Here is a 16,449-nt window from a genome sequence, read left to right as displayed (position 1 = left end):
GCGCCAGTACTCGGCGCCTGCCAAGGAGTTGCCTGATGTCATCGATGAGCTGGGAGCGACTGCTGGAACCGAGTCGCCTGCATGACGCACCGGGCACCGTATCGCGTGAGATGGGGCGGACTCCCTTCCACAAGGACCACGACCGCATCGTGTTCGCGGGCTCCTTCCGTCGCCTGGGGCGCAAGACCCAGGTGCACCCGCTGACCGACAACGACCACATCCACACGCGCCTGACCCACTCGCTGGAAGTCGGCTGCGTCGGTCGCTCGCTGGGCATGATGGTCGGCGAGAAGCTCAAGGAGCAGTTGCCCGACTGGATCACGCCGTCGGATCTCGGCGTCATCGTCCAGACCGGCTGCCTGGGGCATGACATCGGCAACCCGCCCTTCGGGCATGCCGGAGAGTACGCCATCCGTGACTGGTTCGCCGCCGAGGCCGCCAGTGATCACGGTCGGCTGGCCGGGCTGAGCGATGCCGAGCGCGAGGACCTGCTCACCTACGAAGGCAATGCCCAGGGCTTTCGCATCGTCACCCAGATCGAATACAACCAGTTCCATGGCGGCATGCGCTTGACGGCGGCGACGCTGGGCACGCTGCTCAAGTACCCGTGGACGGTGGAGCACGCCACGGCCGGCGGCAAGTTCGGCTGTTATCAGAGCGAGCGCGTGCTGCTGGATCAGGTCGCCGAGCGTTGCGGGTTGCTGGCGCGGGCCGATGGCCGCTGGTGCCGTCACCCGCTGGCGTGGCTGGTCGAGGCCGCCGATGATATCTGCTATGCGTTGCTGGACCTGGAAGATGGCCTCGAGATGGGCATCCTGCAGTTCGAGGAAGTGTTCGAGATTCTCACCGGCATCAGCGGTGGCGAGCCGCGCGAATATCAGGAGATGGTCGCCCGCGGCACCTCCCAGCGTCGCAAGGTGGCGGCGTTGAGAGGCGCGGCGATGGAGCGTGCCGTCAATGATGTCGCCGAGGCTTTCGTGCAGCGCGAGACGGAACTGCTGGCCGGCACGCTCAGTGAAGACCTGCTCGACCTTTGCCACCCCGACCTCGGCTGGGGCGTGCGGGAAGCCAAGAATCTGGCGCGCCAGAAGATCTTCCGCAACGAGCGCAAGGCCAAGCTGGAGATCGGTGCCTACACCACGCTGGGTATCCTGCTCGAGGCCTTCATCGGCGCTGCGCATGAGCTGCATACCAAGGGGCGCTCCAGCTTCAAGCATCAACGTGTGCTGGCATTGATCGGCGAGAACACGCCGACCAAGGACTGGGATCTCTACCGCAGCTATCGGCGCATGCTCGACTTCATCGGCGGCATGACGGACCACTTCGCGGTGGATCTCGCCCAGGAGATGGGCGGCCGTCTGCGCGGCGACTGAGAGCGAGGCGCCATCAGCCCGATCATCTCAAGCCTGATTACACCCACCAGGGAACGGCAACGGTGCCGTTCCCTGGTGGATGCCTGCTCTCCGGTCTGACAGCTGCTGCCTTTGCTGCGCCTTCCCTGCGTCTTACCCCTCTGTGGCTGCCCACCTCTGCGCTGCCTGTTCTGGCTGTGCCTTCCCTGCTGATTTGCCTGTCGCTGCCAGCCCTGTCGTCGTGCTTCCTGCTTCTCTCTTGGCCTGAACGCCACGGCCTGCCAAGCGCTAATAAATGACTTGCTTGCGTTAAATTAACTTTACGTAGGCGCTTGGATCATTGTACTAGGATTGTACGCAGTGGGGATGCGTGTATCGCAATCACTCATGATAAGCTGTTATCATTCATGGCAATAACGATAAATGAGGCTTATATATGAGCAAGGAAACCCGAAAGGTATCCGCCAGGGCGGCGGGGGATCGGCCGGAAAAGCCCTTCGACATGATCGACAAGCCGACCTTCTTCGGCTCGATCTTCCTGCTGTTGGCAGTGACGCTGCCCCTGGTCATCTTCCCCGAGCAGGGCGCGATGTGGGTATCGGCGGCCAAGAACTTCGTCACCAGCAAGCTCGGTGTGCTCTATCTGCTGCTCGGCGTGGGGGCCGGCGGCTTCATGATCTACATCATCTTCAGCGACATCGGCCAGATAAAGCTCGGTGATGCCGAGGAGAAGCCCGAATTCTCCATCGTCTCATGGGCGGCGATGCTGTTCTGTGCCGGTATCGGGGCCTCCATCCTGTACTGGTCGATGATCGAGTGGGTCTACTATTACCAGTCGCCCCCGTTCCATGTGGAAGGCCAGACACCGGAGGCAGCGGAATGGGCCGCGGCCTACGGCATCTTCCACTGGGGCCCGCTGGCATGGGCGATCTACCTGATTCCCGCCGTGCCGATCGCCTACTTCTACTACGTGCGTCACCACAGCGTGCTGAAGATTTCCGAGGCGCTGATGCCGGTGCTGGGCGAAAAGCTGGCGCATGGCTGGCTGGGCAAGCTGATCGATATCAGCTTCATCTTCGGCATGCTGGGCGGCGGTGCGACCACCCTGGGTCTGGCGGCACCGATGATCAACGAGGGGGTGCACGAGCTGTTCGGGGTGCCCAAGTCGCTGACCACGCAGATCGTGGTGCTGCTGGTGTGTACCGCCCTGTTCGGCTACAGCGCCTACGTGGGCCTCAAGAAGGGCATCAAGCTGCTGTCAGACATCAACTTCTGGCTGGCGGTCGGCCTGTTGCTGTTCATCTTCATCGCGGGGCCGACCCTGTTCATGGCCAATACCGGCCTGGATGCGCTGGGCCGCGTGATGAGCAATCTGATCCACATGGCCACCTGGCTTGAACCGTTCGCCGAGTTCAAGGGCTTCGAGGACACGCACTTCCCGCAGGACTGGACCATCTTCTACTGGGCCTGGTGGCTGGTGTTCGCGCCCAGCGTGGGGCTGTTCATCGCGCGTATCTCGCGGGGCCGCACCATCCGCGCCATGGTCGCCGGTTCGATGTTCTTCGGCACCATGGGCTGCTTCCTGTTCTTCATGGTGATGGGCAACTACGGCCTCTACCTGCAGCTGTCCGGTGAGCTGGACGTGGTCACCATCCTCAATGACCAGAGCCCGACCGCAGCCATCTTCGCGATGCTGCACACGCTGCCGCTGGACTACGTGGTGATCTTCGCCTTCACGCTGCTGGCGCTGATCTTCACCGCGACCACCTTCGACTCCATCTCCTACATTCTGGCCGCTGTGGTCCAGAAGGAAGTCGATGAAGAGCCGATGCGCTGGAACCGCCTGTTCTGGGCCTTCGCCCTGTCGTTCATGCCCATCGTGCTGATGTTCATCGGCGGGCTGGAGACCCTGCAGACGGCCTCCATCATCGGGGGTGTGCCGCTATTGGCAGTGGCCTTGATGCTGTGTATCTCCATCGTGCGTGCCGCGCACTATGACCTGCGCTACCAGCCCGATTACACGGTCAAGGAAATCAACATCGAGGAGTTCCCGGCAGACGACCCCTGGACCGAAGACGGCACTTGGGAAATACCCGACGAGGACGTGCCGGCAGCAGGCAAACCGCGGCAGGACCCGCCCAAGGATCATATCGAAGGCGACCCGCACAGCCGTCCCTCGCGCCTGTGAGGAGATGAGCCGGCCGGCCAGTTGAAAGGCCAGTGTCAGACGACAAGACGCCGCCCATTGGGCGGCGTCTTGTCGTTCATGGCAGGAAAGGGCGTACGCCCGCAAGGCGTCAGCCGGTTTCCTCGAGTGTCGCGCGGCGCACTCGGCGCGGCGTCAGTAGCGGTGGCGTCGGGTCGTTGTCGCTGCTGTCGAGCGCCAGATGGCGGAGGATGGCGGCACCGATGCGCCGCGAGCTGTCCGGGATGCCCTGATTGCCGAACAGGCGGTTGAACTCGAACACGAGCGGATGGCCATCGACCATCGCGATATCGAAGCCGGCATGATCGACACTCAGTGCCTCCGCCAGGTGCAGGGCCAGGGCAATGGCGGGCGCCGGGATATTGTCGTAGGCCGTCTCGCCGCCCTGACTGACATTGGAGCGATAGCCGCCCAGCGGCGTGACGCGCCAGTAGGCGGTGATGACTTCGCCACCCACCACCACGATGCGCAGGTCGCGGTCGATCTCCAGGCGCGGCTGGGCATACAGCACCGGATGCTCCGCCGCATGCGCTTCCAGTTCGCCACGCGACTGGATCAGCTTCACGCCGACGCCCATCGAGCTTTTGACTTCCTTGACGATCAGCGGGTAGCCGAAGCGCGCCTCGATATCGTCGATTGCCTGACGGCTGGCGCCGCGAATCTCGGTCGGCGGCACGTTGTCCGGGCAGATGGCCTGAAAGACGCGTGTCTGCTCGACCTTGTCGTGGCCGATCGCGTAGCTGGGCAGGCTGGGGAAGATGCGTTTGCCGAGGCCGTAGACCAGGGTGGTGATCTGCCAGTATTCGGGAAACAGCAGGATATCGGCGGCGCGGATCTCGTCGAGGTGATCCAGCATGCGCTCCGGCTTGATATAACGAACACCGGGAATGCCGAGGGTACGAAAAGCGTCGAAGGTGATGAGTTTCATGCGGGATATGTCGCCAAGAGCGCCATCATTGCGATAGCGCGATAAGGTTGCCAAGGCTGGACCGGCGCGTATTTAACGCCGGGCGGGGCGCCTTGGCAAGCCTTTGTCTGGCGCTGCCATGCTCCGAGGGGCCGGAGCATGGCAAAGGATCAGCTGGTGGCGAGACGCTCGGCCTGAACGCGGTCGAGAATCGCCTCGTTGATGCGCTGCTTGAGGGCGTCATCCAGGGTCGGGCAACCTTCTTCGGGAGCCATGCAATGGGTGCTCAGCCACTCGGCCAGGCCCTCGCCATTGACGACTTCGGGGTCATTCTCGCGCTGGGTTCCCTCGCGCACGATCTGCCATCCCGGCAGTGCCAGCAGCCCCTTCACCGGCACGTCGACACCGCATTCACGCTTCAGCCAGGCGGCCGTCCAGTCGCGTGCGGTACGTGTCTCGCGTAGTGGTTTGCGCTCGCGATAGCCCGGGAAGTACAGGCGACCATCCTTGAGCTTGACCTCATCCTTGAGTGCGCCCAGCGCATCCAGCGGACGCGAGCGCGCCTTGGTGCGAATGGCGTAGGCGCCGGCGGGGGTGACCACCAGATGATCGATATGGAAGCCATCGGCCGGCACGTCGTGATAGACCATGCTGGTCAGCTGTTCCGGGCGGATCAGCTGGTCGAGTTCCTGACCGATGGACAGCTCGCAGGCCAGCCCCAGCTTGAGCTTGCGGATACGCTGGAAGTGCCGCGTCAGGCGCAGCGCGAACACCAGCACCAGCAGCGCACAGGCCAGACCGTAGGCGGCCCACTCAAGCCAGTTCTGTTCTTCGCCGAACACCATGCGCCCCATGCCGTAGACCAGCGGACTCAAGGTGATGAGCGGCCCGAGCGCCCCGTCGAGAAACAGCGCCTGGAAGGCCTCGTCGAGACGGTCACGCAGGCTCTGGCCCGGTTCACGCAGCTGGCGGCGGGTCAGTGGCGACTGGATGCGCCGCTCATGCAGGCCGCGCATGCCCAGCACCACCAGCGCGATGGCACCCAGAGGGGTAAGGAAGAAGACAGGTAACAGGTATTCCAGCCAATCCATTGGGGTGTCCTATCGGTGAGAGACGGGCCTACTGGTCAAGTCGAGCGTACTGGTCAAGTCGAACGTACTGATCGGGCCGGGCGCACGCACCATCAATGGCCCAGCGCACGCGGCAGCGGCGTGAGCGGGATCTCGACCTCGCCCTGTGAGGTACTGGCGTCACCCAGCACCGGCACCGCGCTGTCATTGATCCAATACAGGCGACCCTCGCTGCGCACATCGGCTTGCAGCGCATAGTGATGGCCTTCCTCGATGGCATTGCGATCGTACTGCAGGCTGACCGGGAAAGGCCCTTCACGCAGGCCGCCATAGCGGGTACTGGCAATCAGCCCGGCCTCGGCATCGGCGCGGGAGACATCCACCAGGCGCACTTCCAGCATCGCATCCGGCGGTGCCGTGAAGGCCTGCTGCGGCACCACGCGCGCCTCCAGCTGCGTGAAGTCCGGGCCGGTCATGCAGCCACCCAGCCCGAGCGTGGCCAGCAGCAGGCCAGAGAGCGAGAGCGTGCGAGCCGAAGGCCGGCGTGGCGTGATGAAGTTCAGCATGGAAATCCCTTGTGCAGCGAGATGGAAGGCAAAGGTGCGCGCAGCAGGCGTTCAGCCACCGGCCAGCTTGACGGTATAGCCCATCCGCGTGAGTTCAGCCTTGAGCGTCTCGCGGTGATCGCCCTGGATCTCCACGATGCCATCCTTGAGGCTGCCGCCAGTGCCGCACTGCTGCTTGAGAGTCTTGGCCAGGGCCTTGAGTTCCTTCTCGGCGAGCGGAATCCCGCTCACGGTGGTCACGCCCTTGCCCTTGCGACCGCTGGTCTCGCGACGGATACGCACCACGCCATCGAGGCTTGCCAGGCGTTCACGCTCGGCGAGGTCGGCACATTCGCACTCGGCTTCGGCACGCCGACACTCAGGGCAGGTTGCGCCATGTTCGGTGGAATAGACAAGCCCGGACAGTTGATCCTTGAGCGAGGCCATGATGTCTCCTGCGATACGGTGATGAATGATCAATGCCAAACGGAATCTCGAAAGGATACCTGCGTGCGCGAGAGGCTGGCACCCTGAGGCGCATAAAAAAGGCGACCCCGAAGGGTCGCCTTTCTCTTCATTCCCTGCCTGCTCGCGTGCGGGCAGGCTGGCAGGGAGGCCTTGGCGGGTGCCGCCCGATCAGTTGATCTTCGGGTCCAGCTCGCCACGGTTGTAACGCTCGAACATCGCTTCGAGGTTGATCGGGTCGATCTTGCTGCCATGACCGGCGGCACCGAAGGCTTCGTAGCGGGCGATGCAGATGTCGCGCATCGCCTTCACGGATTCCTTCAGGTACTTGCGCGGGTCGAATTCAGACGGGTTCTGCGCCATGAAGCGACGGATGGAACCGGTAGAGGCCAGACGCAGGTCGGTGTCGACGTTGATCTTGCGCACGCCGTGCTTGATGCCTTCGACGATCTCGTCGACCGGCACGCCGTAGGTTTCCGGAATCTTGCCGCCGTATTCGTTGATGATTTCCAGCCAGTCCTGCGGCACGGAGGAAGAGCCGTGCATCACCAGGTGAGTCTCGGGGATGCGGGCGTGGATTTCCTTGATGCGCTGGATGGACAGGGTGTCACCCGTCGGCGGCTTGGTGAACTTGTAGGCGCCGTGGGAGGTGCCGATGGCGATGGCCAGGGCATCGACGTGGGTCTTCTTGACGAAGTCGGCGGCTTCTTCCGGGTCGGTCAGCATCTGGTCGTGGTCCAGCTTGCCTTCGGCACCGATGCCGTCTTCTTCACCGGCCATGCCGGTTTCCAACGAGCCGAGGCAACCCAGCTCGCCTTCGACGGACACGCCACAGGCGTGGGCCATCTCGACGGTGCGACGGGTCACATCGACATTGTATTCGTAGCTGGTCGGGGTCTTGCCGTCTTCGCCCAGCGAGCCGTCCATCATCACCGAGCTGAAGCCCAGCTGGATGGAGCGCTGGCAGACTGCCGGCGAGGTGCCGTGATCCTGGTGCATGACCACCGGGATATGCGGGAATTCTTCCACCGCAGCCAGGATGAGGTGGCGAAGGAACGGCGCGCCCGCGTATTTGCGTGCGCCGGCGGAGGCCTGGACGATCACCGGAGAATCGGTGTGATCGGCGGCTTCCATGATGGCGCGCATCTGCTCGAGGTTGTTGACGTTGAACGCCGGGATGCCGTATCCGTACTCGGCTGCGTGGTCCAACATCTGGCGCATGCTGATCAATGCCATGACATCACCTGTCTTTTTGAGGAATCGAGTGGAGAAGCGTCGGGTGCCCCCCGTCAGCTGACGGGGAGCGACCTTGTGGCCGTGACTCTAAGCCTGCGCCAATGAGGACACAGGCGGGTTCAGCTTGCTGCGGCTTCCAATGCCGCAACGGCCGGCAGTACCTTGCCTTCCACGTATTCGAGGAAGGCGCCGCCACCGGTAGAAATGTAGGAGACGCGCGACTCGACGTCGTACTTGTCGATGGCCGCCAGGGTGTCGCCACCGCCGGCGATGGAGAAGGCGTCGCTCTCGGCGATGGCCATCGCCAGCTGCTCGGTGCCGTTGGCGAACTGTTCGATCTCGAACACGCCGACCGGGCCGTTCCACAGAATGGTGCCGGCGTCCTTGAGCAGTGCACCGAAGCGCGAGGCGGTTTCCGGACCGATATCCAGGATCATCTCGTCGTCCTGGACGTCGGCGACGGCGCGCACGACGGCTTCGGCCTTGTCGGAGAACTCGGTGGCGACGACGACGTCGGTCGGCAGCGGAATCTCGACCTTGTCCATCAGCGCGCGAGCGGTATCGAGCAGGTCAGCCTCGTAGAGGGACTTGCCGACGTTGTAGCCGGCCGCCGCGATGAAGGTGTTGGCGATGCCGCCACCGACGATCAGCTGATGGCACTTGTCGGACAGCGCCTTGAGCACGTCGAGCTTGGTGGAGACCTTGGAGCCACCGACGATGGCGACCATCGGCGCACGCGGTGCGGCGAGTGCCTTCTCGAGGGCTTCCAGCTCGGCGGCCAGCAGCGGGCCGGCGCAGGCGTCCGGTGCGAAGCGTGCCACGCCATGGGTCGAGGCCTGGGCACGGTGCGCGGTGCCGAAGGCATCCATCACGTAGACATCGCACAGCGCGGCGTAGGCGCGGGACAGGGATTCCTCGTCCTTCTTCTCGCCCTTGTTGAAGCGCACGTTCTCCAGCAGCACGACCTCGCCTTCGGCGACATCCGGTGCCGTGTCGAGGTAGTCGTTGATCAGGCGCACCGGGCTGCCCAGCAGCTCGCCCAGATGTGCCGCGACCGGTGCCAGCGAGAACTGGTCTTCCGGCTCACCCTCGGTGGGGCGGCCCAGATGACTCATCAGCATCACGCGTGCGCCGGCGTCGCGTGCCGCCTTGATGGTCGGCAGGCTGGCACGGATGCGCGCGTCGCTGGTCACCTGACCGTCGCGGATCGGCACGTTGAGATCTTCGCGGATCAGCACACGCTTTCCGGACAGGTCGAGGGCGGTCATCGTTTGCACGTTCATGACGGGTTCCTTGGTCGTGAATCGGTGGAGAGAGCTTCCCTCGCCAGAGGCGTTGTCATCTCGCAGGCGTGCCAATGGGTGGCGACGTCCAGCATGCGATTGGCAAAGCCCCATTCGTTGTCGAACCAGCACAGCATCTTGATCAGCCGGCCGCCGGCAACACGGGTCTGGGTCGCATCCACGATACCCGAGCGCGGATCGTGGTTGAAGTCGATGGAGGCCGTCGGCTCCTCGCTCAATCCCATCAGGCCCTGCAGGCGTTGGGCGCAGGCCTCGCGCAGCAGGTCATTGACCTCATCGGCGCTCACGTCACGCTTCACCTCGATGGACATGTCCATGCAGGACACGTTGATGGTCGGCACGCGCAGGTGCAGACATTCGAAGCGTCCTTCCAGATGCGGCATCAGGCGGTTGATGCCCTTGGCCAGGCCGGTGTCCACCGGCACGATCGAACTCATCGCCGAGCGCGTCAGGCGCAGGTCCGTCTGGTGGTAGGCGTCGATCACCGGCTGGTCGTTCATCGCCGAGTGCACCGTGGTGGTGACGCCGCGCTCCAGTCCGAAGGCCTCTTCCAGCACCGTCAGAAGCGGAATCAGGCAATTGGTGGTGCACGACGCCGCCGAGACGATGCGCATGCCGCTGCCTGCCTGCCCCGCCTCGGCGGGGGCCAGCGCCGACTGGTTGATGCCGCACACGATGGTGGCATCGACATCGGCGTCGGTATCGCCGGGCTGGGAGAACAGCAGCCGGCCGGCGCCTGCCGCCAGATGCCGCTCGGCGGTGGCGCGGTCCTTGAAGCTGCCGGAGCACTCCAGCACCAGGTCAATCCCCAATGCCCGCCAGGGCAGGCAATCTGGATTGGCCTCGGACAGGATGCTGATCGCATGGCCGTTGACGACCAGCTGGCCGTCGCGCTGTTCCACCGTGCCGGGGAAGCGGCCGTGGGTGGTGTCGTAGCGGGTCAGATAGGTGATGGTGTCCAGGTCTGACAGCTCGTTGATCGCGACCACTTCCAGCGGCAGTGCCTCACCGCGTGCTTCACGTTCTACCAGCGCTCTCAGCACACACTGACCGATGCGTCCGTAGCCATTGATGGCCACTCGCAAGGGAGCGTTTCCCTGGCGTCGGGACGCCTTGTCTCCCTGGGGAGCGTCGGCGGTGGGCAGAGGCGGCTGGTGGTTCAAGGATGTCGTGTTCCGAGTGTTTTTCAGGGGGTCCATGGTAGCGCATCGCTTTGCTGGGCGGAGGGAGCGAAAGGCGCGCAAGCGCCTGATTTCTGGTTTTTTTCGTCTAAGGACGCGTAGTCACACTACCCAACTGGCGGGGTTGTGTAGTCGCCGTCTGCGCTGTCTGTCGTGGGCATGATCGCCGGAGAATGACCGCTCATGCAGGATGAATCGTGTCATCAAGCCGCGACTCGTGTGAGCCACGTCGACTACAGGCGACAGCCGGTGACGCTTGAGGGCTCCCCGAGTGTCGCACAGACGAAAACGCCGCCGCTCCCAGCGGGAGGCGGCGGCGTCGATCTGCATCCCACTCCGTCATCGACGGGGTGGGTCAGGCGGTGATCAGCCCAGCAGCTTGTTGGCGCGTTCGACCACGTTCTCGACCGTGAAGCCGAAGTGCTTGAACAGGTCGCCAGCCGGCGCGGATTCCCCGAAGGTCTCCATGCCGATGATGTCGCCGTTCAGGCCGACATACTTGAACCAGTAGTCACGATGACCGGCTTCGATCGCCACGCGTGCGGTGACGGAAGACGGCAGCACGGATTCGCGGTATTCCGCGTCCTGCGCATCGAACAGGTCGGTGGCCGGCATGGACACGACACGCACGGCGCGACCGGCGGCTTCCAGCTCGGCGGCGGCATCCATCGCCAGGCCGACTTCGGAGCCGGTGGCGATCAGGATCACTTCCGGCTGGCCGTTGGCGGCGTCCTTCAGCACGTAACCGCCACGGCTGATGTTGGCCAGCTGGGCCTTGTCGCGGTTCTGGTGCGGCAGGTTCTGACGCGACAGGATCAGTGCGGTCGGGCCGGAGTGACGCTTGATGGCTGCATCCCACGCCGCCGCGGTTTCCACGGCATCCGCTGGACGCCAGGTGGACAGGTTCGGCGTTGTGCGCAGGCTGGTCAGCTGTTCGATCGGCTGGTGCGTCGGGCCATCTTCGCCCAGACCGATGGAGTCGTGGGTGAAGACGTAGACGGCCTGCTGGCCCATCAGGGCAGCCATGCGAACGGCGTTGCGCATGTATTCCATGAAGATCAGGAAGGTCGCGCCGTAGGGGATGAAGCCGCCGTGCAGACCGGCACCGTTCATGATCGCGCCCATGCCGAACTCACGCACACCGTAGTGCAGGTAGTTGCCGCTGAAGTCTTCGCGGGTGATCGCCTGGGCGCCCTTCCAGAAGGTCAGGTTGGACGGGGCCAGATCGGCACTGCCGCCGAGCAGTTCCGGCAGCTGCGGGCCGAGCTGGTTCAGGCACTCGAAGGACGCCTTGCGCGAGGCCGGGCTGTCGCCGGCGGCCTGGGCATCCTCGATCATCTTCTCGCTGGTCAGGGCGTGCGGCAGCTTGCCTTCCAGACGACGGGTGAACTCGGCGGCCAGTTCCGGGTGTGCTTCGGCGTAACGGGCGAAGCGTGCATCCCAGTCGCTCTCGAGCTTGGCGCCGCGCTCGCTGGCGTCCCAGCCCTGATAGATGTCTTCCGGAACGTGGAAGGGCGCGTGGGTCCAGCCCAGCTTCTCGCGGGTGGCAGCGACTTCGTCGTCACCCAGCGGTGCGCCGTGGCAGGACTCGGTGCCTTCCTTGTTCGGGGAGCCGAAGCCGATCACGGTCTTGCAGATGATCAGGCTCGGCTTGTCGTCGTGGCTCTTGGCCAGCGCGATGGCGGCGTTGATCTCTTCCGGCTTGTGGCCGTCGACGTTGGAGACGACGTGCCAGCCGTAGGACTCGAAACGCTTGGCGGTGTCATCGGTGAACCAGCCTTCGACTTCGCCATCGATGGAGATGCCGTTGTCGTCATACAGGGCGATCAGCTTGCCCAGACCCAGGGTGCCGGCCAGCGAGCCGACCTCGTGGGAGATGCCTTCCATCATGCAACCGTCACCCAGGAAGCACCAGGTGGTGTGGTCGACGACGGTGTGACCCGGACGGTTGAACTGCGCCGCCAGTGTCTTCTCGGCGATCGCCATGCCGACGGCATTGGCCAGGCCCTGACCCAGCGGGCCGGTGGTGGTCTCGATGCCCGGCGCGTAGCCGTATTCCGGGTGACCGGCGGTCTTGGCGTGCAGCTGGCGGAAGTTCTGCAGGTCTTCAAGGCTCAGCTGATAACCCGAGAGGTGCAACAGGGAGTAGAGCAGCATGGAGCCATGGCCGTTGGACAGCACGAAGCGGTCACGATCGGCCCAGTTCGGGTTGGCCGGGTTGTGCTTGAGGTGGTCGTTCCAGAGCACTTCAGCGATGTCGGCCATGCCCATGGGGGCGCCGGGGTGGCCAGACTTGGCCTTCTGAACGGCGTCCATGGAAAGTGCACGGATGGCGTTGGCCAGGTCAAAACGGGAAGGCATGCAGTAGCTCCTCGCCTGCGGGCGTCAAGAGTGGGGCAATGAATCACGGCGTGCTGCGCCGGACGCTCAGTGCATCCCGAGAGCCAGGGCATGCTGCTGCCTGGGTCTCCTTCAGGACTGTGCGCCTGAAACAGTGCGCCGGAAAGGACAGTGCGTCGCGTGAACCTTGTACGCGCGGACTCGCGTCCGAGCGTGATCTCCGGGCGGGTATTGTCACCGAGATGACAGGGCGCGGCAAATCGCATCCGGGATGTGCGCTCGTCCAAAGGTGGCAACGGCTTATTACCCTGTGTGCAGCGCTTGTCGCAAAAAGGTCTCGATTGGACGGCCCCACGGGCCCCATTGCGCTAGGAACTCACATAAGTGGCGTGTAAACTCGCCCCCCCGAGGCTCAACCGCCCGTGTTGAGCTTCATCGTGCGCCGCAAGCGTGTTTCTACTCGGTCGTCAACGCAGTCTGCCGTCAGTGGCCGAATCATCCCCGCATCCGAAAAGAGGGTCGAGGACCAATGAGCGAATACTCACTCTTCACATCCGAGTCCGTGTCCGAAGGGCATCCGGACAAGATTGCCGACCAGATTTCCGACGCCGTGCTCGATGCCATCATCGCGCGCGACAAGCAGGCACGCGTCGCGTGCGAAACGCTCGTCAAGACAGGCGTTGCCATCGTGGCCGGTGAGATCTCCACCAGCGCGTGGGTGGATCTCGAGGAGCTGGTACGTCGTGTCATCACCGATATCGGCTATACCTCTTCCGACGTCGGCTTCGACGGCGAGACCTGTGGTGTCCTCAACCTGATCGGCAAGCAGAGCATCGATATCGCCCAGGGCGTCGATCGCACCAAGCCGGAAGATCAGGGCGCGGGCGACCAGGGCCTGATGTTCGGCTACGCCACCAACGAGACCGACTCCTTCATGCCGGCGCCGATCCACTATGCTCACCGTCTGGTGGAGCGTCAGGCGGAACTGCGCAAGAACGGCATGCTGCCGTGGCTGCGTCCGGATGCGAAGAGCCAGGTCACCTTCCGCTACGACGAAGCCGGCAAGCCGGTCGCCGTCGAAGCCGTCGTGCTGTCGACCCAGCATGACCCGGAAGTGTCCCAGGAAGACCTGCGCGCGATGGTCAAGCGCGAGATCATCGAGCAGGTGCTGCCGGCCGAGTGGCTGTCCGAGACCACCGAATACCACATCAACCCGACCGGCAACTTCGTCATCGGTGGCCCGGTGGGTGACTGTGGTCTGACGGGTCGCAAGATCATCGTCGACACCTACGGCGGCATGGCCCGTCACGGTGGTGGCGCCTTCTCCGGCAAGGACCCGTCCAAGGTCGACCGCAGCGCCGCCTATGCCGGTCGCTACGTGGCCAAGAACGTCGTCGCCAGCGGCCTGGCCGACAAGTGCGAGATCCAGGTCTCCTACGCCATCGGCGTCGCCGAGCCGACCTCCGTCTCGATCAACACCTTCGGCACCGGCAAGATCAGCGATGCCAAGATCGTCGAGCTGGTGCGCGAGCACTTCGACCTGCGTCCGTACGCCATCACTACCATGCTGGACCTGGCGCACCCGATGTATCAGCTGACCGCTGCCTACGGCCACTTCGGTCGTGAGCCGTTCGAGCACAGCTACAGCTGGACCGACGTGAGCGGCGAGCAGAAGACCGAAACCTTCACTGCCTTCCCGTGGGAAAAGACCGATCGTGCCGCTGGCCTCAAGGCTGCCGCTGGCCTGTAAATCCGCTAGTTCGACAGGCCTGGCAGGTGGCGGACGTCTCGCCCCTCACAGCCCGGTGTCATGACAAGAAAACCCGCCTCGGCGGGTTTTCTTGTCTCTGGCCCTCCTTCGGACAGCAACAGGAGAGATGCCCAGTGGCTGATCTACGCTATCTCAAGGGCTACGCCCCCGAGATCCAACAGCAGGCGAGTGAACTGCTGGCGTCGGGCAAGATGGCAGCCTTCTTTCTCGGCAAGTACCCCGAGCCTCATCAGCTGCAGGGCGTGCGGGCGCTGCATGACTACACCATGGCGCTGAAGAATCAGTATCTGCGCAGCTCGGCGCCGATCAGCAAGGTGATCTACGACGACCGGATTCACGTCATCGACAACGCCCTGGGGCTGCACACCTTCGTGTCGCGGGTGCAGGGCAACAAGCTCAAGGCCAAGAACGAGATCCGTATCTCGTCGCTGTTCCGGCGGCTGCCGGAGCCACTGCTCAACATGATCGTGGTGCATGAGCTGGCGCATCTGCGCGAGAAGGCCCACGACAAGGCGTTCTACCGGCTCTGCTGTCACATGCAGCCGGAGTATCATCAACGTGAGTTCGAGCTGCGTCTCTATCTCTGCCACCGTGAACGCCACGGCGATCTCTGGTAGCCATGAGCCGCTCTGGTAGCCATGAGCCGCTCTGGGCAGTCACGATGCGTTCTGGCGGCCACGCGGCCGCTCACGCGACAGAAGAACTGGAAAGAATGACAAGGACGTCATGCCATCAGGGGTATCGGCGCCACTGCAAAGGACCGTTTTCGGATGCTCAATCTCGCTGCACTGTTCATCACCATCACTGCCGTGTGCATGTGGTTCAATCATCGCGTCCTGCGCCTGCCGCCGACCATCGGCGTGATGGCCATCGGCCTGGTGCTGTCGCTGGGCGTGATCGGGCTCGATCACTTCGCGGTGACCACCGTCGTGGCCGATACCGCGGAAGACTGGCTGGGGCGCATCAATTTCAACAGTCTGCTGATGGACGGCATGCTGTCCTTCCTGCTGTTTGCCGGCGCGCTGCACGTGGACCTCTCGCGCCTCAAGGCCTATCGGCGCTCCATCGGCCTGCTGGCCACGCTGGGCGTGCTGATCTCGACGCTGGTGATCGGCTCCGCCGCCTGGTGGCTGTTCCAGTGGGCCGGTATCGAGGTGCCCTACCTGTATTGCCTGGTGTTCGGTGCGCTGATCTCGCCCACCGACCCGATCGCCGTGCTCGGCATCATGCGCAGTGCCGGCGCGCCTGCCGACATGGAAATCCGCATCGTCGGCGAGTCGCTGTTCAATGATGGCGTGGCGGTGGTGCTGTTCACCGCACTGCTGAGCGCGGCGTCGGCCGGCAGCGGTGAGGTCGAGCTCGGCCACATGGGGCTCTTGTTCCTCGAGGAAGCCGGCGGCGGCATCCTGCTCGGGCTGGCGCTGGGCGCGCTGGTCTACCAGCTGATGCGCAGCATCGACCAGTATCAGGTCGAGGTGATGCTGAGTCTGGCGCTGGTGCTGGGCGGCTATGCGCTGGCCTCGGCGCTGCATGTCTCCGGCCCCATCGCGATGGTGGTGGCGGGGCTGATCATCGGCAACATGGCGCGTGATGGCGCCATGTCCGACAACACCCGCCGCTACCTGGACGGCTTCTGGGAGCTGGTCGACGAGATTCTCAACGCGGTGCTGTTCGTGCTGATCGGCCTCGAACTGGTACTGATGCCGATCACGCTGACCTCGATCGGCATCGCGCTGGTGCTGGTGGCAGTGATTTTGCTCTCGCGCCTTGCGCTGATCGGTCTTCCGCTGAGCCTCCTGCGCCGCTGGTACACCTTCCGCCCCGGCACCACGCGCGTGCTCACCTGGGGCGGCCTGCGCGGCGGTATCTCGGTGGCGCTGGCACTGGCGATTCCCGAAGGCGACTTCCGCGAGCCGCTGGTGGTCACTACCTACATCATCGTGTTGTTCTCGATCCTCGTGCAGGGGTTGAGCATCGGCAAGCTGGTGACCGCGGTGGTCGGCGATCGCAGCCACTCGGGAGAGTCGAACGACAAGCACTGAGTCAGAGACTGCCAAAGCAAACGCCCCTTC

The 16,449-nt window shown here is 64.0% G+C and carries 13 protein-coding genes; 5 read left to right on the top strand and 8 right to left on the bottom strand.

Annotated elements, in window-relative coordinates:
• The first annotated feature begins 35 nt into the window (after nucleotides 1-35).
• Entirely contained in the window at nucleotides 36-1,373 is a 1,338-nt protein-coding gene (locus CLAM6_RS17225; RefSeq protein WP_043335753.1) for a deoxyguanosinetriphosphate triphosphohydrolase, read from the top strand.
• Nucleotides 1,374-1,788: 415 nt separating this feature from the next.
• A complete protein-coding gene (locus CLAM6_RS17220) occupies nucleotides 1,789-3,540 on the top strand; it encodes a BCCT family transporter (protein WP_043335751.1) in 1,752 nt (583 codons plus the stop codon).
• Between the two features lie 109 nt (nucleotides 3,541-3,649).
• On the opposite strand, the gene CLAM6_RS17215 is transcribed toward CLAM6_RS17220, so the two are convergent.
• From CLAM6_RS17215 to tkt, 8 genes are all read right to left on the bottom strand, one after another.
• Nucleotides 3,650-4,486 carry an ATP-grasp domain-containing protein gene (locus CLAM6_RS17215; RefSeq protein WP_107335810.1) on the bottom strand — a complete coding sequence of 279 codons (837 nt, stop codon included), beginning with the start codon at nucleotides 4,484-4,486 and terminating at the stop codon, nucleotides 3,650-3,652.
• Nucleotides 4,487-4,635: 149 nt separating this feature from the next.
• Nucleotides 4,636-5,556 carry a nuclease-related domain-containing protein gene (locus CLAM6_RS17210; protein ID WP_153636704.1) on the bottom strand — a complete coding sequence of 307 codons (921 nt, stop codon included), beginning with the start codon at nucleotides 5,554-5,556 and terminating at the stop codon, nucleotides 4,636-4,638.
• Between the two features lie 92 nt (nucleotides 5,557-5,648).
• The gene (locus CLAM6_RS17205; protein ID WP_153636703.1) at nucleotides 5,649-6,101 is read right to left on the bottom strand and encodes a YbaY family lipoprotein; all 453 of its coding nucleotides are present in this window, start codon (nucleotides 6,099-6,101) and stop codon (nucleotides 5,649-5,651) included.
• A 51-nt stretch (nucleotides 6,102-6,152) separates the two neighbouring features.
• Nucleotides 6,153-6,527, bottom strand: coding sequence for a translation initiation factor Sui1 (locus tag CLAM6_RS17200; RefSeq protein ID WP_153636702.1), 375 nt, complete (start codon nucleotides 6,525-6,527; stop codon nucleotides 6,153-6,155).
• Nucleotides 6,528-6,716: 189 nt separating this feature from the next.
• Nucleotides 6,717-7,781: a class II fructose-bisphosphate aldolase gene (fba, locus tag CLAM6_RS17195; protein WP_043335741.1), complete on the bottom strand. Its 1,065-nt coding sequence runs from the start codon at nucleotides 7,779-7,781 to the stop codon at nucleotides 6,717-6,719.
• A 119-nt stretch (nucleotides 7,782-7,900) separates the two neighbouring features.
• Entirely contained in the window at nucleotides 7,901-9,064 is a 1,164-nt protein-coding gene (locus CLAM6_RS17190; protein WP_043335739.1) for a phosphoglycerate kinase, read from the bottom strand.
• Nucleotides 9,061-10,170 carry a type I glyceraldehyde-3-phosphate dehydrogenase gene (locus tag CLAM6_RS17185; protein ID WP_242007714.1) on the bottom strand — a complete coding sequence of 370 codons (1,110 nt, stop codon included), beginning with the start codon at nucleotides 10,168-10,170 and terminating at the stop codon, nucleotides 9,061-9,063. The genes CLAM6_RS17190 and CLAM6_RS17185 overlap by 4 nt, the downstream gene beginning before the upstream one ends.
• A gap of 462 nt (nucleotides 10,171-10,632) precedes the next feature.
• Nucleotides 10,633-12,627: a transketolase gene (tkt, locus tag CLAM6_RS17180; RefSeq protein WP_043335737.1), complete on the bottom strand. Its 1,995-nt coding sequence runs from the start codon at nucleotides 12,625-12,627 to the stop codon at nucleotides 10,633-10,635.
• Between the two features lie 508 nt (nucleotides 12,628-13,135).
• On the opposite strand from tkt, the gene metK reads away from it, so the two are divergent.
• From metK to CLAM6_RS17165, 3 genes are all read left to right on the top strand, one after another.
• A complete protein-coding gene (metK, locus tag CLAM6_RS17175) occupies nucleotides 13,136-14,356 on the top strand; it encodes a methionine adenosyltransferase (protein ID WP_043335733.1) in 1,221 nt (406 codons plus the stop codon).
• A 134-nt stretch (nucleotides 14,357-14,490) separates the two neighbouring features.
• Nucleotides 14,491-14,994 carry a M48 metallopeptidase family protein gene (locus CLAM6_RS17170; protein WP_242007713.1) on the top strand — a complete coding sequence of 168 codons (504 nt, stop codon included), beginning with the start codon at nucleotides 14,491-14,493 and terminating at the stop codon, nucleotides 14,992-14,994.
• A gap of 153 nt (nucleotides 14,995-15,147) precedes the next feature.
• A complete protein-coding gene (locus tag CLAM6_RS17165) occupies nucleotides 15,148-16,419 on the top strand; it encodes a cation:proton antiporter (RefSeq protein WP_054556326.1) in 1,272 nt (423 codons plus the stop codon).
• Nucleotides 16,420-16,449: the final 30 nt, after the last annotated feature.

This window comes from Cobetia sp. AM6 (assembly GCF_009617955.1).
Taxonomy (GTDB): domain Bacteria; phylum Pseudomonadota; class Gammaproteobacteria; order Pseudomonadales; family Halomonadaceae; genus Cobetia; species Cobetia amphilecti.
Note: the sequence above shows the minus strand (reverse complement) of the source record. Positions and strands in the feature narration are given on the sequence as shown.